The organism is Sorangium sp. So ce327 (genome assembly GCF_051530205.1).
Taxonomy (GTDB): Bacteria; Myxococcota_A; Polyangia; order Polyangiales; family Polyangiaceae; genus Sorangium; species Sorangium cellulosum_B.
Genome location: NZ_CP150330.1, coordinates 7,265,532 through 7,286,631, shown reverse-complemented (window position 1 = coordinate 7,286,631; position 21,100 = coordinate 7,265,532). Strand labels below are relative to the sequence as shown.

Sequence of the window (21,100 nt, the reverse complement as noted above, 5' to 3'; positions counted from 1 at the left end):
GGCGGCGTCGCTGCCCGATGCCTCTCCGCCCGGCGTCGCTCCGCCCGCGCCAGCAGGCTCCGTCGAGGGAGCTCCGCCGCTCCCGGAGCCGTCGTGCGGTGTCCCGGAACAGGCCCACGCGGCCGCGCCCAGAGCGAAAAGTGACAGCCAAGAGATGCTCGCCCGGCCTGGCGGGCATCGCGCCCAGGTCTTCATGCGCCCGGAGTTGATCCGGCCCCTGCTCACCTTTCAGAATTCGTCACCCGCCGCGCGGGATGGCACGCGGCGCGGGATGGCGTGCTGGGTCGCACGCGACGCCGCGAGGGTCCTGGCAGTGTTGCCACCGGGCTCAGCGGAGGCGGGCGCGCCGAGCTCAGCGCGCCTGGCTCAACGCAAACGCGATGCCGCTCTGGAGCGAGCCCATCGTGACGATGCTGCCCAGATCGACGCCGAGCGCCACGAGGATCTGCGCGACCTCCGGCCGGATGCCGGTGAGGACCATCTGCGCGCCGAGCAGGCGTACGGCCTTCGCCGTCCGGATGAGCGCGTCGGCGACCTGGGAGTCCACGTTCGATACGCCCGTGATGTCGAGGATCACCACCTTGGACTGCTCGGCGCTGACGCCCTGGAGCAGCCGCTCGAGGACCGCCGCGGCGCGGCTCGAGTCCATCGCGCCGATGAGCGGCATGATGACGGCCCGATCGCTGATGCGGAGCAGGGGGGTCGACAGCTCCTGGAGGGTAGCGGCCTGGACCCGGATCACCTCGTCCTTCAGGCGGACGCGCTCTTCCTCGGCGCGCTTGCGCTCGGTGAGGTCCGCCGTCACGGTGGCCAGCGCCATGGGCTCCCCTGTCTCCGGGTCCCTGATCAGGAAGGAGTTGTAAAGGACCGGAACCGCAGCCCCGGTCTTGAAGTGCCGGAACCTGAACTCCCCGACCCAGCGGCCGTGTTCCATCGTCGCGGGCATGATGTGCTGCTCGATGTAAGGGAGGTCGTCGGGGAAGAAGAAGCTGCCAATCGTCACCTGCGGCAGCTCGCTCGCATCGAGGCCGACGAGCTGCATCCCCGCCTCGTTGAGGTACTGGGCGACGCCGTCCATCGAGGCGATGCCGATGAAATCCGAGCTGTTCTCCGCCACGGCGGCGAGCCGCTTCTGCGCCGCCTCGATCGTGAGGAGCTGCGCCACGCGCTCGTGCAGCGCCTGGATCTCCCGCCTGTGCTCGGCCAGCTCGCGCTCGCGCTGGGCCAGCTCCTGCTCCAGGCGGACGACGCGCTCCCGCAGCGCCGAGGCGTCGCTCGGATCGAGTCGGCCATCCATGCTCATGGAGCTCCCCTCATGCTGGCTCGTTCTCGCACGCTCGCCCCTGCGCGGCGCACAGCATCACAAGACGTGTTCCTGCGAGCCGCCGTGTCCCCGAGGCGCGATGAACTATAAGCGAGAGAACGGTCCTCGATCTACTGGAAAGCCAGGCTGGAGATCCTCGTCGCGGTCGTCGGCTCGCCTACACAACGCCGTCGTCCTCCTTGCTGAGCCTCCGCAATGAGCCCACAGCAAGCCAGGAGAACTCATCCGCAGCCGCGGAGATGCGGCGCAGGTCCTGCCCGCCGTACGGTGTTTGGTGACCGGACGGCCCGGTCCACCTTGGAGAGGATGGTAGGGGACACCATGGGCACACTGAGCACTTCCAAACGAATCCTGGTCACCGGCGCGTCGCGCGGGATCGGACGCGCGGCCGCGCTCGCGCTCGGCAAGCAGGGACACACGGTCGTGCTCGCCGCGCGCGACGAGCACGCGTTGAGGTCGCTCGCCCGCGAGATCGCTGGCGCGGGCGGGCGGGCCGAGGTCGTCGCGATGGATGTCACGGAGGACGGGAGCGTCGAGCGGGGGATCGCGCGGCTCCTCGAGGCGGGGCCGTGCGACGTCGTGATCAACAACGCAGGTTCCTGCGACCAGACGGATTTCATGGCGCAGGACATGAGCACGCGACGCGCCGAGATGGATCTCAATTACTGGGGTGCGGTGCGGGTGACGCGCGCGCTGCTGCCGTCGATGCTGGCGCGCCGCTCGGGCGTCATCGTGAACGTCTCGTCGTTGCTCGGGGTCATCGCTTCGCCGACGGCGGCCAATTATTCGGCGACGAAGGCGGCGCTCGGCGCGTGGTCGCATGCGCTCCGAGGCGAGGTGGGCCGCTTCGGCGTCAAGGTCGTCGTGTTCGTGGCGCCCCACACCGACACGGCGTGCGGCCGCGGCACCCGCTTCGACGGCGTGGTGAGCTTGCCTGTCGAGTACACGGCGAAGGAGCTGCTCCGCGCCGTCGATCGGGCGCCCCGGCAGTTTGCGGGGAGCCCCGTCTATCGGCTTCTCGTGCGGCTCGCCGGGCTCTTTCCGGCCTTCCTCGAGGCGCGGGTCGCTGCGTCGGCGCGGGCTCAGCTGCTGCCTGGCTATGGGCCGTAGGAGCGAGCGCCCCCATCGCCCTGGCGCGGCTCGGGCGATCGTGTATCTTCGACCTCGCAGAGGTAGCGCCATGAAGGTCTTCCTGTAGCAACGCGGTCGCTTCCGCCGGGCGGGTTCTCCCCGCTGCCCGCGTTGCTCGCGCTCCGGCGCCCCGTCGCCGTCCGCACTCCGTTCCGCTCGCCTTGCGCTAGCGGGGCGGCGTGTGTTCGACCTTCGACCTCCTGCCATCGGGCGACGCTCGTACGAGACGAGCGCCGCCCGGAGAGCGTGCATCATGGCGCCCCGTCTTCCGCTTTCCATCAAGCTCACCCGTCGCGCCGTCGCGCGACGAGACCTCTTCTGCGAGCTGGTGAAGAGGGCTGTCCGGCCGTCTCAGGCCGACGCCGCCTTCGCCTTCCATGCGTTCGCGTTCAAGGCCGATGAGGACGAGTTCGCGCGCGAGCTCATGCGCCGCCGGACCGAGCTCTGGCTCTTCCGCTCGAACCAGCGCGCCTCCTGCGGCGACTTCCTGGCCGTCGACATGTCGAGCCCCTGGGCGGCGCGGCGGCGATCCTACGTGATCGAGCTCAAGCGCGGGATGCCGGTGCGCATCGGAGGCGGCGCGGTGGGCGTGCAGCTCCAGAAGGCGGCGAGCGCCGTGCAGGCGCTCGCGCAGAAGGGCGACGTGCTCGGCGTCGAGGGAGCGTACGTGACGGTGGCGGGGGACGGGGCGGAGATCATCGCGATGTTCGCGAGGGGAGCGCGGCGCTAGCCTGCTCGACGGTCAGCGGCGCGATCCTGCGGGCTCGGCTACCGCAGGATCTCCTCGAGGAGCGCGTTCTGCACGCCGCGACGATCCTCGCCGAACGACGAGACGCCCAGGCCGTAGTACTGGTTCATGATGGTGAACCACAGATCGCGGAGCTGGCGATCGTTGCCGAGGGCGTCGTAGGCGACGTGCGCGTCGTTCAAGAAGACGCCGTCGCCGCCGAGGAGCACGATGGGCAGGTCGTACCCGTCGTGGTCGTGCGAGCGCATCTCGCTCATGTGCACCATGACGCAGTGATCGAGCACCGTGCCGTCGCCCTCGGGGATCGCGTCGAGCCGCTGCGCGAGCTGCGCGCTCTTCTGGTTGAGCCAGCAGTTGATCGCCGCGTAGTCGAGGTTGCTCTGCGCGAGGATCTTGTACTGGCCGTTCTGGGTCGCGCGGTCCAGGTTGCCGGCGGCGTGCTGGGAGGAGTGGAAGTGCAGGCTGGCCTCTCTCCTGTACGCGAGCCCCACCTTGGCGCGGACGTCCTCCGGGATGCACCGATACTCGAACTCGGAGCGCATGTCGTCGTGCATGTGGGTGATCACGCGCGTCACGTCGCATTGAATCGCCATGACGATGAGGTCGATCATGACCTTCGCGTGATCTTCGTGCTTGTACGGGCCGGCTCCCGTGTTGTCGTTCTCGTTGAGCCCCTCCGCCTGGCCCGGCGGCTCGGGGACCACGCCGGGCTGGCTGATCGGGGTGCAGCCCAGGCCCGTCTGCGGGGTCATCGTCGACTGGACGCGGGTCGCGTTCTTCTCGATCTCGCGCAGCGAGTCCAGGTACTGCTGGACGATCTTGCGATCGGCGGAGCCGACCCGGTTCATGAGCGAGTTCGCGTCCGCAAGCACGCCGTCGATGACGCTCTTCTCCAGCGCCGCGCGGCGCTCCGCCTCGATCCTGGCCTCCTCGTCGCTCTGCCCTGGCATGGACCCCACCGCGCCCGCGCCGACGATCGCGTCGAACACCGCCTTCGGGTTGACCGAGCGCTTCAGCGGCTCGCGCTGGCTCTTCCAGGAGAGGACCTGGTTGTAGGCGTAGCTGCGCTGGTCGAAGAAGCCGGGCTTGACGCCGAGCCCCGTCTGCAGCGACGGGATGCGGGTCGCCTGCTCCGGGCCTGCCTTCTGGACGATGAGCTGGTCGACCGAGACGCCGTTGCCCACCCACTCGCCGAGGTCCTGCCGCGCGTCCCTCCCCATCTGATCGGCGTCCACGCAGGTCGAGAGCGCCGCGCCGAGGCGCGAGTGGGAAGGCTCGATGTAGGGGTGCTTCTCCGTGCTCCACGTGTAGTTGCCGAGGCGGCTGATCATGAGCATCTTCGACTTCACCGGCGCGAAGTGCTCGAGCACCCTCGGCAGCTTGAAATCGGCGCCCTTCAGCGTCTTTCCGAACGCCGGGGCCGTCTCCCACCAGTGATGGGGCGCCCCGTTCGGGAAGGTGCAGAGCACGAAGCGCTTCGGGGTGCCGGGCTCCCCGCCGCGCGCGGTGCGCGGCGCGAGGCTCTCGAGGAACGGCAGCGCCAGGCAGACGCCCGCGCCGCGCAACAGATTTCTGCGTGTCATCAAGCGTTTCATGTGCGCATCGCTCCTTCGTGCTTCGTCCTGTGCAGAAACAACGCGTGCGGCCTCACCGCGCCTACTCCTTCGCTCGAAGGCGGAACGCCTCGCTGGTCACCACCTGCTTCGCCAGATCCGCGATCGTGCCGCCGCTCCAGCGCGCGGCGATCTCCTTGATCCTGGTCCTGTCCCCGGCGCTCGGGCGCCGGCGCAGGGCATAGCTGAAGAGCTGCTCGGACGGGCAGGTCCCCGACCGGGCGGCCTCCACGAGCGCCGGCACGAGGCCGGAGATGTCCTCGAACGCCGCGCCCTCGTACACCCCCGTCGCGTCGATCGGGTCGCCGTTCGGGTACTGGGTCCGGTAGGCGCCGATCGGGTCGAAGTTCTCCAGGCTCAGCCCGATCGGGTCGAGCACGTCGTGGCATCCCGCGCAGTCGGGCGACGCGCGGTGCTTCTCGAGCTCCTTGCGCACGTTGGTGACGCCGCCCTCCTCCCCGTCCGCGGCGCCGAGCTCCGGGATATCCACGTTGGCGGGCGGCACCATGGGCGCGCAGAAGAGCTGCTCCAGGATCGTCTTCGCGCGGGACGTGGGAGAGGTCCGGTCGGCGCGGGACGACAGCGTCAGGAACGCTGGGAGCGTGAGGAACCCCTCGCGCACGCCCTCGGGGTCGTTCGCATAGAGCGGCTCGATCAGCCGGCTCTCCGGGTGGGGCGCGGTGAGGAACTCGGACCAAGGCCGCCCGCCGGTCGTGAAGCCGGCGAAGTACTCGTTGACCTGGTCGAGCATCGCGCTCTTCAGCTCATCGTCCCAGTTCGGGAACTGGCTCGTGTCGGCGTTGTGGCTGGGGAGCGTGCGCGTGCCGAGCCACTGCCCGTAGAAGTTCTGGAAGAAGGCGGCGCTCTTCGGGTCGGCCAGCATGCGCTCCACCTGCTGCTCGAGCTCGCCCTCGGTGGCCAGCTCATCGTCCTTCGCCGCGTCGAAGAGCTCGTCGTCCGGGAGCGAGCTCCAGAGCAGGTACGAGAGGCGCGACGCGACCTCGTAGCCGTTGAGGGCGCCCGGCGATCTCGCCGAGTCGGGGCCCAGCTCGATCCGGAGGATGAAATGCGGCGACGTGAGCACCGTCCGGACGACGTGCTGCACCGCCTCGACGGGGGACATCTCGAGGGTGGTCCGCGCGTCGTCGTACTGCGCCGCGTACCGGTCGACCTCCGCCGCCTCGAGCGGGCGCCGGAAGGCGCGCAGCCCGAAGCGCTCGATGATCTGGCGCGCACACCCGTCGCCCGCGCCCTCTGCCGGGTCGCACACGAGGATCCTGGCGCGCTGCGCCTCGTCCGAGAACGCGTCCTCGGCGAGCGTCCTGGCGGCGTCGTAATACCCCTGGACCAGGACCTGCGAGAGGTTCGAGAGCGCATTCACGTTTGCGTCGAAGCCCTTCGCGCCGAAGGCCGGGAATCCGTCCGCGGGCCGCAGGCTCGTTCCCAGCAGGTGGGCGACGGTGGAGTTGTACTCCGACGCTGTCATGTGGTGGAGGGGCATCCTGTCTACAGCGATGGCGGCACCCTGGTCCGGGGGCTGCCCTGGAGTGTCCTCCGAAGAGCCCTCGTCCCCGAGGGCGCCGGTGCACGAGATGCTCAGGAGGCATCCCCCGGCAGCGATCCATGGACTCGCGAACACTCGGTCCAGTCTGAATGTCATCGTCGGCTCCTGCGTGTGGAATCGGCAGTTATGTCTTGTGACCGGAGCGCACGTTTTTTGTGATCAAATCGACCGGGTGCGGGCATGGCCGTGAAGATCGCGGTGGGTCGTATGAATCCAGGGTTGGCGGCGAGCGCCCGCTCGCCAGCCCTCGGCTCATCCATGGCGACCTCCTCGGATCTTGGCGTGGTGGCGCTGCACCGCGTCGGAGAACGCCTGTCGAGCGGCCCTCAGCCGCGCATACACGGTGTTGATGTTCACCCCGATCCCCTCCGCGATCTCCGACGCCGGAAGCTCTTCCAGCTCGGCGAGGAGGAGCACCACGCGCTTCTCCTCGTCGAGCGACGCCAGGAGGTCGTGCACCACGCGCGCGGCCTCCGCCCTCTTCATGACCTCGTAGGGGCTGAGGTCGCTGGGCCCCGCGAGCTGCTCGGGATCCACGATCTCTCCTGTCCCGCGGTGGGCCGGGCTCTGGCGGCGCTGCGACCTCCGGTGCGCCTGCACGACGTTGACCACGATCCCGAAAACCCATGTCTTCAGCGACGAGCGTCCCCGGAACTCCGGGAGCCGCCGGTGCACGACGGCGAACACCTCCTGACATACGTCCTCGTGCGCGGAGACGTCCGCGACGAGGCGGCGCACGGTCCGAAAGACCAAGGGAAAGAGCTCCTCGTACACCTCCGCGAAGTCGAGCGGCGCGGCCTGCACGCCGGCCGCGGAGACCGCGCCGGCGGGCGGAGGCGTCGACGGAGCGGCCGCCGCGCGCGCGGTCACGGGCTGCACCTCGCCGCCGGTAGCATCGGAGCTCCCTTCGAGAGGAGTTGCAATCCGCATGGAACATCTCCCCCGTCCCTGGCTCAACCTCTCGAGAGTGCAGCATGGATGGCCCTCTCAGCGGGCCCGGACTTCAACAGGACAGCGCCGCGCGTCAGGGGCGGCGAGAGGGAGATATTTCTGACAAAGCGATGCTATATCAACACATGAACCGCAGCTGGTATCGCTGCTGTACAAAGGTTGCCACTGGCCAGGACTGCGATTCCAGCCGCGGACAAATTGATTGAGCTCACCGTCACTCGCTTCCGCGACGACCGAGCGAATCGATGCCGACGTCGATCGGGACATCGAGGTCTCGGCGCGCGTGGCGACCCCTTCAGCGGGGAAGCGAAAGGATACCCGCTGGCGCAGATTGTGAACGCTCACACGCGCAGTGTCAACTGCTATCGGCGGGACCGTGGGTATCCTCGATCGCGAGGGAGGGCACGGCTGGCGGGGCTCGTCAGGAGCGCCGCTGCCGGTCCGAGGGGCGAGGCTCGGCGTGCATTGCTATCGAAACGAGGCAGCCAGGCTGGACACGCGCGAGAGCATCCGGGAGGAGGGGTGGGAGATCCCGGCCCGTACAGCGGTCCCGGCGTGGACGGCGACACCCTCTTCGCCGGGGAGGCGATCTCCTGGGCTCACGTGCAGGACGGGGGGCGCGGGCCGCAATACACTCGGCGCGCAGCCATGCGCGCCCTCGTCCTGAGAGCCCCGAAGAGCCCGCTCGTGCTGGAGGATCGGCCCGCTCCGCGGCCTGGGCCGGGCGAGGTGCTGCTCCGCGTGCGCGCCTGCGCCGTCTGCCGCACCGATCTGCACGTGGTCGACGGCGAGCTGCCGGACGCCAGGCTGCCGCTCGTGCCCGGGCACCAGATCGTGGGCGAGGTCCTCGAGGAGGCGCCCGCGCCCGGCGACGGGCCGCGGTTCGCGAGGGGCGCACGCGTCGGCGTGCCCTGGCTCGGCTGGACCTGCGGTGTGTGCGTGTATTGCCGCGCAGGACGGGAGAACCTCTGCGATCGGGCGCGCTTTACCGGGTACCAGATCGACGGCGGGTATGCGGAGCTCGCGGTCGCGGACGCGCGCTTCTGCTTCCCGATTCCCGACGGCTTCCCGGACCTCTCGGCCGCGCCGCTGCTCTGCGCCGGGCTCATCGGGTACAGGACGCTGCGTCTGGCGGGGGACGCGGAGCGGATTGGCATCTACGGGTTCGGCGCCGCCGCCCACCTCGTGGCGCAGGTCGCCCGCTTCGAGGGCCGGCGCGTCTTCGGGTTCGTGCGGCCGGGGGACGACGCTGCGCGCGCGTTCGCGCTGTCGATGGGGGCCGAGTGGGCGGGCACTTCCTTCGACGCGCCGCCCGAGGAGCTCGACGCGGCGCTGATCTTCGCCCCGGCCGGCGAGCTGGTGCCGGCCGCGCTGCGCGCCGTACGCAAGGGTGGCGCCGTTGTCTGCGGGGGAATCCACATGAGCGACATCCCCTCGTTCCCTTATTCGATCCTGTGGGGCGAGCGGGTGCTGCGGTCGGTGGCGAACCTGACGCGCCGCGACGGCGAGGAGTTCCTCGCGCTCGCGCCGCGGGTGCCGGTGCGGACGGAGGTGAACGTCTATCCGCTGGCTGCGGCCAACGAGGCGCTCGACGATCTGCGGAACGGCCGCATGTCCGGGGCAGCGGTGCTCGTGCCGCCGTGAACCAGCGCTCACCGAGCGCCGCGCCGTTCAGCGGCAGGAGGTGTGCTGTGCTGTCTGGGACGTGTCGGCGATCCCATTCGCGACGCGTGACTCAGGCGCAGCCTGGTATTCGTTCCAACTTTGTCCGGATACGTAGTTAGTCCAGCAGGTCAATTCCATGGAGGTTCGTAAGGACATACGCTGGCCAAGGGGGGTGTTGCTCATGATGGTTCGAAGCGTCCTGGTTCTGTGTCCTGCCATGGTGACGTCGCTGGCCGCTTGCGTGAGCGTGCAGGAGGGGGAGGGCGACGAGGTCGGCGTTGGAGAGCAGACCGTTCTCGTCGAGAACGCGCTGACGTCGAACGCGCTGACGTCGAGCGCGCTCCGGGATCCGCTGGCGCGCCAGCTGCTCAAGTACGTCGTGAGCTGCGCCTTGTCGAGCGGGGCACACTTCGACGTCAATATCGATGGCGTCGTCTACGGATTCGACGGTGAGCTCGGTCTTCACAAGAAATGGGGCGACACGGGCGGCTCCTGCGACAACGCGTGCAAGACCTGGGTGTCCGCATGCGTCCTGTCCAGGATCAATCACCTCGGGCTCGCGACCCCTATCTCGATGCGAGGGAACAAGGGCGAGCTGTCCTCCGACTCCGCGGAGCAGACCACGTACTCGATACGCGAAGGGGCGTACTATGGCAATATCTTCGCGAATCCGCCGATCTGCTACGCCTGCGTATCGCCCGAGAAGACCTCGATAGAGCGGTGTGCGGGGCATCGCTGGACGAATGCGTTCTCACGGTCGTCGGCAGTTGCGACGACGCGTGCGACAAACCGCAAGGCGATGGGAGCTACCCGAACTGCCGCGATCGCGCGCGCGATTCGTACGGCAAGTTCCCGAGCGGCACGAACGCCTACTCCTCGGTCACCATCTTTTTGAAATTGAGGACGCGATGGCGGGCGCAGGGCCCCCCACGGGAGCTCAGCCCCTCTCCGCCCTGCGCGACGAACTCTCTCCTTCGATGCCCGCGCCGGGCACACCAAGAGAAAGGGGCGCTCGGTCTCCGAGCGCCCCTTTCGGTCTCATTGCGCCGTGCGATGCAGGAGACGAACCGAGACCAGGTTCGCGGTGATCGGGTTACAGCGCTTGCACCCGATGTTCCCGCAGGGGCCCGCCGCATGTTGCCTGGTGCGGACGGTCGCCTTTCGCAGCCGCCTCGCTCGGAGCTTCGCGCGCCGGCTCTTCGTGTTCTGCCCCGCCGCCTTCCATGCTTCGTACTTCGCTCTCTCGGCGGCCTTGCGCGCGCGCTTCGCCGCCCTCCGATGCCGCTTGGCCTCGGACTTCTTCTTCTTACTCATGGGACCACCCAACGCCGCTTCAGGGATCTCGCGGAGTAGGCGGCCGGGGACGGCGCCCGCGGCTCATTTCAACCGGGCGCGGCGTCCCCGAGCACGCCCGGATACGGGGTACCGGGCTAGCGCGTGACGATGCCTCCGCGTGACAACGTCACGCGCAGAGGACGAGGGTGTTCTTCATCGAGCTCCTCCAGCCGAGTCGCAGGTCGGTTTGACGACGCCAGAATGAGAGAGGCCGCCTCCGGATCCCCGGGGCGGCCTCTTGAACGCGTCGCGCGCTCCGTCGCCCGTCAGCGGGGCTCGCTCGCGGGATGGGCCGTGAGCGAGAAAGGGGAGGCGGCAAGGACGACCATAACGACGGCGGAAGGGTGCATCGAATCGAGCCGGCCGTCAAGGGTCTTGAGTCGAATCAGCACGTCTTCCATCTCCATTGCGCGCTCCTTTCCTCGTCGCCCTCGCGGAGGACGGGAGACGCCGGCATCGCTTAGCGCCGACCGGACAGCGCGCGGAGGCAGACCTCGATGCCGGCGCGGAGGTTGCCGTGTGTGGTGACGCCCGAGAGGTCGACCCCGATGCCACACATGGATTGGGCGACGGCGGGCCCGATGCCGGTGAGGACGCCGCTCGCGCCGAGCAGGCGGATCGCGCGGACGATGCGGACGAGGTGGTCGGCCGTCGCGGCGTCGACGCTCTCGATGCCGGTGACGTCGATGATGGCGAAGCGAGCGCCTGTGCGCACGACCTCGTCGAGGAGCTTTCCGGTGACGTCGGCCGCGCGGGCGTCGTCGAGCGCGCCGATGAGGGGCACGGCGAGCACGCCCTCGGCGACCTGGAGGATGGGCGTGGACAGCGCGCGGATGAGCGCCTGCTGGCGCTGGATGACCGCGAGCTGACCGGCGATGGCGTGCTTCTGCCGCTCGAGCTCGGCGATGGTGGCGGTCATGTGCTCCTCGTGCTCCCGCTGCGCCGTGATGTCCGTCCCAATGGCGAGGATGTGCGCCGTGCCGTCCTGCTCGACGAGAGGCACCTTGACGACGGACATCCACCGCGTCTTGCTGTTCGGGCGCGTGACGGGGTAAACCCGCGAGACCGGCTGCATGCGCGCGAGCACCTCCCGGTCCATCTCGCCGACGACGGAGAGCTCGGCGTGGGAGCGCGGCAGATCGTCAACGGTCTTTCCCACCGCGCCCTCCACCGTGGTGTTGTACAGCTCGGCGTAGCTCTTGCTGACGAGCTTCATCTTGCCGTCGCGATCCTTGACGGTCACGACGATCGGGATGGTGTCGAGCACGAGGCGGATGAACTGCCGCTCGCGCTCGAGGGCGAGCTCTGCCTCCTTGAGCGCGGTGGTGTCGATCCGCAGGCCGACGAAGCCGCCGTCCGGGAGGCGCCCGCTCTTGAGCGTGATCCAGCGGTCCCCGAACCGCCGCACGAAGACGTCCCCGGGGCGGCGATGCTCCGCGAGGCGAGCGGCGACCCACTCCTCTTCGCCGAGGCCGCTGTGGAGGTGGATCCCCTTCCGGCAGCCCTCGCGGACGACCTCTTCGAACGTATTGCCCATCTGAATGGCGGCGGCACATTCGGGGTAGAGCGATTTGTACGCCGCGTTGAAGAAGCGGAGCCGCTCCTCGGCATCGTAGATGACGAAGCCGACGTCGAGCGCCTCGATGGCCGCGCGCAGGCGCGCTCCTTCCTCGCACGCCGCCCGCTCGGCCCGGCGTTGCTCGGTCACGTCGCGCAGCGCGAGGAGCACGGCGGCGCACGCGCCCGCAGGGTCGACGAGCGGGCTGAGGCTGCCTTCGGCGAGGACGGCGCGCTCGTTCGCGAGGTGGAGGGTGAAGTCGGGCGGCAGGGCGCGCGGGGCGCGATCGCGGAGCACCTGCTCGAGCAGCGCGCCGAGGGGCGCATCGGGCCGCAGGACCTCATCGACGGGCCTTCCCAGCGCCGTCGCCCCGGGCGTGGAGGAGAGGCGCTCGGCGGCGGGGTTCAGCGCCAGGATCCGACCGCTTCCATCGAGCATGAGCAGCGGGTCGACGCTGCAGGTGAAGGCGAGCGAGCAGAGATCAGCAGGAGCGTCGCTAGGCATCGGGAGGAGCGTAGAGCAAGAGCCCCTCAGGGTGTCAGCCTCGGTGACCTCATGACGCATCGACAGGCAGCGGAGCCGCTGGTCGAGCTCAGCCCGGGCGCGGTCCCGTGAACCGCGCGAATCGTCGGACGACGGCCGCTGCCGGCGCCGCGCCACCTGGACCACCGCGCGCCGCGGCGCACCGGGTTGCCCTCCTGGCATTGCCCGCCCATGCACCCTCACACTGTGTGATTCATCCCTCCATTCCTTTCCTCGTCGCTGAGCTCGTCAGGTCACTTGTGCTGTTGTCGTCACCAGAAGGGCTGTCGGCCAGAGCGGGACGTTGGCCGCGAGTCGGCGCAAGCGCGAGAGCGGATCCAGAGAGCACCGCTCCACGCTCTCGACGAGGGGGCGTGTCGACGATCCGGCAGCCTCCGCGCCCGCCTCCGCCCCGACCCCCATCGCGGCAGCAAAAATCCTGTCGCCTGAGAACGGCTCGCCTCGAGGCATAGGCGGGTATGCCTATGCCTCGAGCCGGAGGGCTCGGGTACGAAGTCGTTGCATCACCGGGTCCGTCACGCTCCACCAGCTACGTTCAAACACCGCATCGGTTCGGCTGCCGCCGGCTGCAACCATCCCGGGCAACGGGAACGAAACGGGAGGTTTCCCCATGGGCGCATCGCCCCCTAACGCGCCGCGCGGCGCCGTCACGCTGTCGCTGTGCTTCTTGATCGCGCTGCTGGAAGGGTTCGACATCCAGGCGGTCGGCGTGGCCGCCCCCCTGCTGATCCCCGCCCTCGGCCTGACGCCAGGGCAGGCGGGCGTCGTGTTCGGGGCCGGCATGGTCGGGCTCGTCTGCGGCGCGCTGGCCGGCGGCTGGATGGCCGACCGCATGGGCCGGAAGCCGCTGCTGATGCTGGCCGTCGGCGTCTTCGGCCTGTTCACGCTGGCCACCGTGGTGGCGGGAGGGCCGGTGTCGCTGGGCCTCTACCGGCTCCTGGCCGGGACAGGGCTGGGGGCGGCGATGCCCACCCTGGTGGCCATCGCCCTGGAGATCGCGCCGGCCGACCGGCGGACCCGCACCACCACGTTGATGTTCAGCGGCATGCCGGCCGGCGGCGCGCTGGCGGCGCTGTTCGCGGCCGGCTTCCTGGCGCGGTTCGGCTGGCAGAGCATCTTCGTGGCCGGCGGCGTGCTGCCGCTGCTGCTGCTGCCGGTCATGGCGCGGCTGATGCCCGACAGCCGCACCGCAGCGGCCAGCGGCGCCCAGCGGCCGGGCGGAGGGGATGCGCTGTTCGGCGATGGCCGGCTGCTGGTCACGCTGCTGGCCTGGTTCACCTTCGGCCTGACGCTGCTGGTGCTGTATCTGCTGCTGAACTGGCTGCCGTCGCTGGTCGCCGCCAAGGGCCTGGGCGGAACGGGGGGCGCTGGCGCCGCCTTCGCGTTCAATGTCGGCAGCGTCATCGGCTGCTGGGTCATCGGATTGCTGGTGGACCGGCTCGGGCCGCGCCTCCCCATCATCGCGGCCTATCCCGCCCTGGCCCTGTCGCTGTTCGGGCTGGCGGGGGCGAGCAGCCTGCTTCCGGTGCTGGTGCTGGCAGGCCTGGCCGGTTTCTTCCTGCTGGGCGCGCAATATTCGCTCTATGGCGTCATCCCGCTCTATTACCCGGCGCGGGCGCGCGGGCTGGCCACAGGGGCCTCCATCGCCGCCGGCCGGCTGGGTTCCATCGGCGGGCCGCTGGTGGCGGGCCACCTGCTGGGGCAGGGCTGGGGCCCCGCCGGCGTGGCCATGGCCATGGTGCCAGTGGTCCTGTCGGCCGGCGTGGCCGCGGCGGTGATGACCATTCGTGGGCGTCATGCCGCTGATTGAGCAAAGGGCGGAGGCGATCCGCGCCCGGCAGCGCGCCGGGCGCCATCCGGGCGGCGGGGCCTTCGGCCTGCGCCGTCCCGGGGGTCGCCGCCCGCTGGATCGTTCGAGAGGACTGGCTGCTGCAGGCGCTGGCGGCGCTGTTCGTCGCGCGCTTCGCCCGCTTGGCGGCGGCTTCAACGAGGTGCGGCGTCGAGCCGCATGTCTGCGGGAGGACTCATGCAGGTAATCGTCGCGGGCGCCGGGATCGGCGGCCTGGCCGCAGCTCTGGCGTTACACGCCTCGGGTCATGAGGTGACGGTCTTCGAGGCCGTGCCCACCATCCTGCCGCTCGGGGTCGGCATCAACCTCCTGCCCCACGCCGCCGAGGTGCTGGACGAGCTGGGCCTCGTCGAGGCCTTGATGGCCCACGGGGTGGCGACCCGCGAGCTTGTCTATTTCAACCGCTTCGGCCAGCGCATCTGGGGCGAGCCGCGCGGCCGCTTCGCGGGTCACGCCGCGCCGCAGATCTCCCTGCACCGCGGCGCCCTGCAAGGCGTGCTGTTCGACGCCGCCGTCGAGCGGCTGGGCACAGACCGGGTGATCTGCGACCGGCGCCTCCTGGCCCACGAAGAGGGCGAGGGCCGCATCGTGGCGCGCTTCGTCGACCGCGAGGGCGTGGTCAGGACGGTTCCAGCCGATCTCCTGATCTGCGCCGACGGCATCCATTCGGCGGCGCGCGCCGGCCTCTATCCGGACGAGGGGCCGCCGGTCTACGGCGGTCGCATCCTGTGGCGGGCGACCAGCCTGGCGGCGCCCTTCCTCACCGGCGCCAGCATGATCATGGCCGGGCACCAGGACCAGAAGTTCGTCGCTTACCCCATCTCCCCACCGGGGCCGGACGGCCGCCAGACGATCAACTGGATCGCCGAGCTCACCGTCGCCGAGAGCCTGCGACGGGAGGACTGGAACCGGCGGGGCGATCCCGCCGACTTCCTGCCCAGGTTCGAGGCCTGGCGCTTCGACTGGCTGGATGTGCCCGGCCTGATCCGGAACGCCGACGCGATCTACGAGTTTCCGCTGGTCGACCGCGATCCGCTGCCGCGCTGGAGCCATGGGCGCATGACGCTGCTGGGGGACGCCGCCCATCCGATGTATCCCATCGGCTCCAACGGGGCGAGCCAGGCCATCCTGGACGCCCGCGCCCTGGTCCGCGCGCTCGCCGCCCACGCCGATCCCGTGGAAGCGCTGGCCGCGTACGAGGCGCAGCGCCTGCCCGCCACCGCCGCCATCGTCGCGGCCAACCGCGGCAACGGTCCGGAGCAGTGCATGCAGATGGCCCAGGACCGCGCGCCCGACGGATTCGACCGTATCGAAGACGTCTTCGCCCCCGGCGAGCTGGAGGCCATCGCCGCCCGCTACAAGGTGCTGACCGGGCTGAAGCGCGCCTCGGAGCCCCGCGCGTGAGCCCTCCCCTCATCCCTCTGATGACGCTCGAGGTGGCGGTGGCCCCGCCGGTCACCGTCAATCCGAGCTCGCCCGGCCGGCGCTTCATCCCGATTGTCGGCGGCACGGTGGCCGGCGGCCTCGAGGGGCGGGTGCTGCCGGGCGGCGACTGGCAGACGATCTGGGCCGACGGGCGGATGGACATCTCCGCCCACTACATCCTCGATATCGCCGGCCATGGAACCGTGGAGATCCTCTCCGAAGGCGTCCGCGCCGGGCCGCCGGAGGTGCTGGCGGCGCTCGGGCGCGGCGAGGCCGTGGACCCCGGGCTCTACTACTTCCGCACCGCCATCCGCATGCGCACCTCGGCGCCAGGGCTCCTGCGGCTGAACGCCCTGCTGGCCCTGTCCGTGGGCGAGCGGCTCGCCGACCGGGTGCGGCTCACGGTGTACGAGATCGGCTAGGGGGCGCGAGCGCGGCTGAGAGCTTCAAGGCCTCGGATGGCCTGACACGGAGAACGCATGAGCACACAGACGAGAGCGGCGAGACGCCGGGGCGATGTCGGCGCAGGGTTCTTGGCCGTCATCCTCGGCATCACCTCCTTCCATCGCCCGGCAGGGGCACAACCGCCGCCCGAGGCGCCGCCGGCGCCCGCGGGCGAAGCTCCGGCGATCGCGGCCCCCGCTGCAGACGCGAGCGCGGCGCCAGCGCCGCCTGCGGAAGCCAACGCCGGCGCGCCGGCGCCGCAGGGCGCTGCCGGGCCCGGTGCAGCTGCGACGGCACCGCCGGCGGACAAGGAGCCATGGAAGAAGCCGGTCAGCGTCGCGGCCTGGGCCCGCGTCGGAGGTCGCTTACAGAACCCCGGCGAGCGCGAGAAGATGGACCGGCTGCTCGGGGACGGAGAGCTGGATCTGTCGTTTTCAGGCGAAATCAACCGATTCATCGGCCTGCAGGGCGCGGTCGTCGCTCAGTTCGGGCCGACCCCGACCGGGGGCAACATCACGGGCAGCGTGACCATCCGTGACGTCATCGCCAAGTTCCAGTTTCATGATCTGCTGAACGTCTGGATCGGTCGAATGATCGTGCCGTCGGATCGCTCCGCCTTCTCCGGGCCGTGGTCGATGGGGCCGTGGAACTATCCCGGGTTCTTCGAGCCCTATGCGCCGCCGATCGGGCCGAGACAGGGGCCTTTCGGGCGCAACGATGGGGTGACCGCCTGGGGCAAGGCGGCGGGCGGCCTGTTCAAGTATTACGTGGGGGCCTTCAACCTGCATGACTCTTCGGTGAGCCCGCTTTACACGGCAAGGCTCAACCTGAGCGTGCTCGACCCGGAGCCAGCCTATTACCAGAAGGCCACGTACCTCGGGGAGAAGAGCATCCTCGCGCTCGGCGTGGCGGGTGAGGTGCAGAAGGAAGGTTCGGTCGAATCGCTGCCGCCCCCTGCGGCGGGCGAGCCCGCAGGCATCCCGCGCAAGGATACCTACGGCGAGGTCAACGCCGACCTGCTGTTCGAGAAGAACCTCGGCGCGGCGGGCACCCTCACGCTCGAGGGCGCGTTCTACAAGTACTTCGGAGACTTCGAGAGGTTCGACTACTCTTATTTTGCGCTCGCGAGCTACCTCACGCCGAGCAACGTCGGGGTCGGGAAGTTGCAGCCTCTGGTCCGACTGCAACAGGCGAAGCCGAAGAACGCCGACTCCTATCTGCTCATCGATGCCCAGGTGGGCTACATCATCGAGGGGCACGCCGCGCGTGTCGCGCTCGGCTATCAAAGGAGCGATCTGTCGGGGGCGAAGGGGAACGCCCTCTTCCTCGGTGTCCAGCTGCAGAAGTGATCCCCGGGACGATGGGGGGTTCGGGCCCGCGATCCACGGCATAGGCGCGTATGCCTATGCCGCGAGTCAGAGGGATCGGGTACGAGATCGTTGCAATCACCTCCATGGCGCGCCGCGCGAGATCGTGGGGCGCCGTGAAACCATCCAATCCGGTGTTCATGCGGATCCGTTCAACCGGTCACCCGGTGCACAGCGCGCAAACGAGGACGAGCCCCGGCAGGCGCGACGGGGTTCCTGCTCGTCTGGCGGAGACGAAGCGACTGCCGGCGCGCCATGGGGAGCTCGCACACGCATGAAGCTCGCCTCTCTCCGCGGCCCCGGCCGCGATGGCACGCTCGTCGTCGTCCGTCGCGACGGCCTCGCTTATGCCCCCGCCGGCGCCGCCCTCCCCACGCTCCAGGCCGCGCTCGACGACTGGGAGCGCGCCGAGCCCGCGCTCCGCCGCATTGCGGACGATATCGAGCGGGGCGACGCGCCGGTGACCCCGCTCGCCGTGGAAGATCTCGCTGCGCCGCTGCCCCGCGCGTACGAGTGGGTCGACGGCTCGGCGTACATCCACCACATCATGCTCGTGCGCAAGGCGCGCGGCGCCGAGCCCCCCGAGACGCTGACGACCGATCCGCTCGTGTACCAGGGCGGCTCCGGCGTCCTCCTCGGCCCGACCGACGACATCGTCCTGCGCGACGAGGCCTGGGGCCTCGATTTCGAGGCCGAGGTCTGCGCCGTCCTCGGCGACACCCCGCAGGGAACGCGCCGTGAAGAGGCCCACCGGCACATCCGCCTCTTCCTGCTGGCCAACGACGTGACGCTGCGCAACCTCGTGCCCGCCGAGCTCGCGAAGGGGTTCGGGTTCTTCTGCTCCAAGCCCGCCACCGCGTTCTCGCCGTTCGCGATCACGCCCGACGAGCTCGGGGACGCGCTCCGCGACGGACGCGTCCACCTGCGGCTCCGCTCGACCTACAACGGCGCGCTCATCGGTGATCCCGAGGCCGGCCCGGAGATGCATTTCTCGTTCTTCGAGCTCATCGAGCACATCGCCAGGACCCGCGGCTTCACGGCGGGGACGCTCCTCGGCAGCGGCACCGTCTCGAACCGGGACCCGGCGCGCGGCGTGTCGTGCCTGGCCGAGAAGCGCATGCTCGAGATCCTCTCGGACGGCGCGGCCACGACGCCTTTCATGAAGCCAGGAGACACGATCATGATCGAGATGCTGAATCGCGCGGGAGAGAGCCTGTTCGGGCGCATCGCGCAGCGGGTGGTATCCGGATGAGCGCCAAGGTGGAGTCGATCGGCATCAAGCGGGTGGAGGCGCTGCACTACTACGTGCGCGACCTGGAGCGGAGCCGCAGGTTCTACACGGAGAAGCTCGATTTCCAGGAGATCGCCGCGAGCTCGCCGGAGCTCACCGCGGCGGCGGCGCAGCGCTCGGTCGTCTTCCAGGCCGGCGAGTGCGTCGTCGTCTGCTCGCAGCCGATCGGCGAGGGCGGGCGGGCGTGGCGTTACCTGCGCAAGCACCCCGACGGCGTGGGCACGGTCATCTTCGAGGTGGAGGACATCGACCGCGCCTTCCGCCTGCTCGACGGCCGCGGGGGCACGCCCATCGACGAGATCCACCGGGCGACGGACGAGGGCGGCGCGTTCGCGTCGTTCTCGATCACGACGCCGTTCGGAGACACCACCTTCCGCTTCGTGGAGCGGCGCGGCTACCGGGCGCTGTTCCCCGGCTGCGTGGCCTACGACGCGCCGCGCGGCGGCGAGAACCGCCTCGGGATCACCCGGTTCGATCACATCACCTCGAACTTCCAGACGATGGCGCCCGCCCTGCTCTGGATGGAGCACGTGCTCGGGCTCGAGCCGTTCTGGCAGATCGCGTTCCACACGAACGACGTCGCGAAGGACACGGGCCACGGCTCGGGCCTGCGCTCGGCCGTGATGTGGGACCCGGCCTCGGGCGTGAAGTTCGCGAACAACGAGCCTTACCGGCCGCACTTCAAGAGCTCGCAGATCAACGTCTTCAACGAGGAGCACCGCGGCGACGGGGTGCAGCACGTGGCGCTCGCCGTGGAGGACATCCTCGCCGCCGTGCGCGCGATGCGCGGCCGGGGCGTGGAGTTCATGCCGACCCCGGCCGCCTATTACGACATGCTGCCCGAGCGCCTGCAGCGGCTCGGTATCGGGCAGATCGACGAGGACGTGGCGGCGCTGCGCGAGCTCGAGGTGCTCGTGGACGGCGACGGCGCGAGATCGTACCTCCTCCAGATCTTCCTTAAGGAGTCGTCGGGCACGCACCGCGATCCCGACGCCGGGCCGTTCTTCTTCGAGCTCATCCAGCGCAAGGGGGACCGCGGCTTCGGCGCCGGCAATTTCCGGGCGCTGTTCGAGAGCATCGAGCGGCAGCAGAAGGCGGGGCACGGCTGATGCTCGATCGCGTCGTCGCCGGGATCGTCCCGCCCAAGCACCACATCGCCCTCCGGAGCGAGGCGGGGGATCTCCGCTACGAGGAGTGCCTGACGCGGGCGGGCTTCGACGGCCCCTACACGATCGCCTACCACGAGCGCCGGCCGCACGAGCATCGGGTCGCGGAGGCCGCGCACGGCTTCACGCTGCCGGTCGCCGCGCCGGCGCGCCCGCTGGCGAAGCGGCACTACCGGTCGCAGGATCTGCCGCGGCGGGGCGGGCCCGCCGTCGACTGCCGCGTGCCGCTGCTCTTCAACGACGACGTGGTGATCGGGCTCGCCCAGCCGGACGCGGCCGATCCTGTGTACTTCGCGAACGCGGACGCCGACGAGCTGTTCTTCGTCTTCCACGGGGGCGGCGTCCTGCGCACGATGCTCGGCGATCTCCGCTTCGAGCAGGACGACTACGTCGTCATCCCGAAGGGGCTCTTCTACCGCTTCCTCCCGGACGCCGCGCCCCAGCGGTGGCTCTCGATCGAGGCCGCGGACATCCACCTCCCGCACAAGTGGCGCAACGAGGTCGGCCAGCTGCGGATGGACGCGCCGTACTCGCACCGTGATTTCCGGCGGCCCACGTTCGTCGGCCCCCTCGACGAGGGCATCCGCGCGCTCGTCGTGAAGCGCGGCGGCGCCTTCCACGGCTTCACCCTCGAGCGCTCGCCGCTCGACGTCGTCGGCTGGGACGGAGCGGTGTACCCGTTCGCGTTCCCGATCCAGCGCTTCCAGGCGCGCGTCGGGCTCGTCCACCTGCCTCCGGACTGGCACGGGACGTTCGCCGCGCGCGGCGCCCTCGTCTGCAGCTTCGTGCCGCGCCCGACCGACTTCCACCCGGAGGCGATCCCCTGCCCGTACCCCCACGCGTCGGTCGATTGCGACGAGTTCCTGTTCTACTGCCGCGGCAACTTCACCTCGCGCCGCGGCGTCGGCCCCGGCAGCATCTCGCACCATCCGGCCGGCGTCCCGCACGGGCCGCACCCCGGCGCGTACGAGGCGAGCCTCGGGGCCCGCGAGACGAGCGAGCTCGCGGTCATGCTCGACACGATCCGCCCGCTCTCGGCCACCGCCGCCGCGCTCGCGGTGGAGGACCCGGGCTACCAGGACAGCTTCATCGCGGGCCCATGATCGGGGTCAGGCGCTCGGCCTAC

At 70.0% G+C, this 21,100-nt stretch carries 18 protein-coding genes; 11 read left to right on the top strand and 7 right to left on the bottom strand.

Annotated features, from left to right (window positions below; all coding sequences use genetic code 11):
• Window positions 1–352: 352 nt before the first annotated feature.
• Window positions 353–1,303: an STAS domain-containing protein gene (locus tag WME95_RS27275; RefSeq protein ID WP_437902308.1), complete on the bottom strand. Its 951-nt coding sequence runs from the start codon at window positions 1,301–1,303 to the stop codon at window positions 353–355.
• A gap of 342 nt (window positions 1,304–1,645) precedes the next feature.
• Between WME95_RS27275 and WME95_RS27270 the strand changes: the two genes are divergently transcribed.
• Both WME95_RS27270 and WME95_RS27265 read left to right on the top strand, forming a co-directional pair.
• Entirely contained in the window at window positions 1,646–2,434 is a 789-nt protein-coding gene (locus tag WME95_RS27270; RefSeq protein WP_437902307.1) for an SDR family NAD(P)-dependent oxidoreductase, read from the top strand.
• 274 nt (window positions 2,435–2,708) lie between these two features.
• A complete protein-coding gene (locus WME95_RS27265; protein ID WP_437902306.1) occupies window positions 2,709–3,185 on the top strand; it encodes a hypothetical protein in 477 nt (158 codons plus the stop codon).
• Window positions 3,186–3,223: 38 nt separating this feature from the next.
• On the opposite strand, the gene WME95_RS27260 is transcribed toward WME95_RS27265, so the two are convergent.
• The 3 genes from WME95_RS27260 to WME95_RS27250 all read right to left on the bottom strand — a co-directional run bounded on the left by WME95_RS27260 (window position 3,224) and on the right by WME95_RS27250 (window position 7,250).
• The gene (locus tag WME95_RS27260) at window positions 3,224–4,786 is read right to left on the bottom strand and encodes a DUF1552 domain-containing protein (RefSeq protein ID WP_437902305.1); all 1,563 of its coding nucleotides are present in this window, start codon (window positions 4,784–4,786) and stop codon (window positions 3,224–3,226) included.
• A gap of 73 nt (window positions 4,787–4,859) precedes the next feature.
• Entirely contained in the window at window positions 4,860–6,302 is a 1,443-nt protein-coding gene (locus tag WME95_RS27255; RefSeq protein ID WP_437902304.1) for a DUF1592 domain-containing protein, read from the bottom strand.
• 330 nt (window positions 6,303–6,632) lie between these two features.
• Complete coding sequence (locus WME95_RS27250) at window positions 6,633–7,250, bottom strand: RNA polymerase sigma factor (RefSeq protein WP_437902303.1); 618 nt, start codon at window positions 7,248–7,250, stop codon at window positions 6,633–6,635.
• Between the two features lie 729 nt (window positions 7,251–7,979).
• On the opposite strand from WME95_RS27250, the gene WME95_RS27245 reads away from it, so the two are divergent.
• Both WME95_RS27245 and WME95_RS27240 read left to right on the top strand, forming a co-directional pair.
• Window positions 7,980–8,975: a zinc-dependent alcohol dehydrogenase family protein gene (locus tag WME95_RS27245; RefSeq protein ID WP_437911033.1), complete on the top strand. Its 996-nt coding sequence runs from the start codon at window positions 7,980–7,982 to the stop codon at window positions 8,973–8,975.
• Between the two features lie 202 nt (window positions 8,976–9,177).
• Window positions 9,178–9,891 carry a hypothetical protein gene (locus tag WME95_RS27240; protein ID WP_437902302.1) on the top strand — a complete coding sequence of 238 codons (714 nt, stop codon included), beginning with the start codon at window positions 9,178–9,180 and terminating at the stop codon, window positions 9,889–9,891.
• 143 nt (window positions 9,892–10,034) lie between these two features.
• On the opposite strand, the gene WME95_RS27235 is transcribed toward WME95_RS27240, so the two are convergent.
• The 3 genes from WME95_RS27235 to WME95_RS27225 all read right to left on the bottom strand — a co-directional run bounded on the left by WME95_RS27235 (window position 10,035) and on the right by WME95_RS27225 (window position 12,393).
• Window positions 10,035–10,310, bottom strand: a complete 276-nt coding sequence (locus WME95_RS27235; RefSeq protein ID WP_437902301.1) for a hypothetical protein — start codon at window positions 10,308–10,310, stop codon at window positions 10,035–10,037.
• A gap of 287 nt (window positions 10,311–10,597) precedes the next feature.
• On the bottom strand, window positions 10,598–10,738 hold the full coding sequence (locus tag WME95_RS27230; protein WP_437541213.1) for a hypothetical protein: 141 nt from the start codon (window positions 10,736–10,738) through the stop codon (window positions 10,598–10,600).
• Window positions 10,739–10,791: 53 nt separating this feature from the next.
• On the bottom strand, window positions 10,792–12,393 hold the full coding sequence (locus tag WME95_RS27225) for a PAS domain-containing protein (protein WP_437902300.1): 1,602 nt from the start codon (window positions 12,391–12,393) through the stop codon (window positions 10,792–10,794).
• Window positions 12,394–13,042: 649 nt separating this feature from the next.
• Here WME95_RS27225 and WME95_RS27220 point away from each other — a divergent pair.
• The 7 genes from WME95_RS27220 (at window position 13,043) to WME95_RS27190 (ending at window position 21,077) form a co-directional block, all read left to right on the top strand.
• Window positions 13,043–14,242 (top strand): MFS transporter, encoded by a 1,200-nt coding sequence (locus tag WME95_RS27220; RefSeq protein ID WP_437902299.1) that lies wholly within the window; start codon window positions 13,043–13,045, stop codon window positions 14,240–14,242.
• A 216-nt stretch (window positions 14,243–14,458) separates the two neighbouring features.
• Window positions 14,459–15,685, top strand: coding sequence for a flavin-dependent oxidoreductase (locus WME95_RS27215; protein ID WP_437902298.1), 1,227 nt, complete (start codon window positions 14,459–14,461; stop codon window positions 15,683–15,685).
• Window positions 15,682–16,128, top strand: coding sequence for a DUF3237 family protein (locus tag WME95_RS27210; RefSeq protein WP_437541203.1), 447 nt, complete (start codon window positions 15,682–15,684; stop codon window positions 16,126–16,128). The genes WME95_RS27215 and WME95_RS27210 overlap by 4 nt, the downstream gene beginning before the upstream one ends.
• A 57-nt stretch (window positions 16,129–16,185) precedes the next feature.
• Window positions 16,186–17,499 carry a hypothetical protein gene (locus tag WME95_RS27205; RefSeq protein WP_437902297.1) on the top strand — a complete coding sequence of 438 codons (1,314 nt, stop codon included), beginning with the start codon at window positions 16,186–16,188 and terminating at the stop codon, window positions 17,497–17,499.
• Window positions 17,500–17,791: 292 nt separating this feature from the next.
• Complete coding sequence (locus WME95_RS27200) at window positions 17,792–18,769, top strand: fumarylacetoacetate hydrolase family protein (protein ID WP_437902296.1); 978 nt, start codon at window positions 17,792–17,794, stop codon at window positions 18,767–18,769.
• On the top strand, window positions 18,766–19,917 hold the full coding sequence (locus WME95_RS27195) for a 4-hydroxyphenylpyruvate dioxygenase family protein (protein ID WP_437902295.1): 1,152 nt from the start codon (window positions 18,766–18,768) through the stop codon (window positions 19,915–19,917). Before WME95_RS27200 ends, WME95_RS27195 begins: the two co-directional genes overlap by 4 nt.
• Window positions 19,917–21,077, top strand: a complete 1,161-nt coding sequence (locus WME95_RS27190) for a homogentisate 1,2-dioxygenase (protein WP_437902294.1) — start codon at window positions 19,917–19,919, stop codon at window positions 21,075–21,077. The genes WME95_RS27195 and WME95_RS27190 overlap by 1 nt, the downstream gene beginning before the upstream one ends.
• Window positions 21,078–21,100 lie beyond the last annotated feature (23 nt).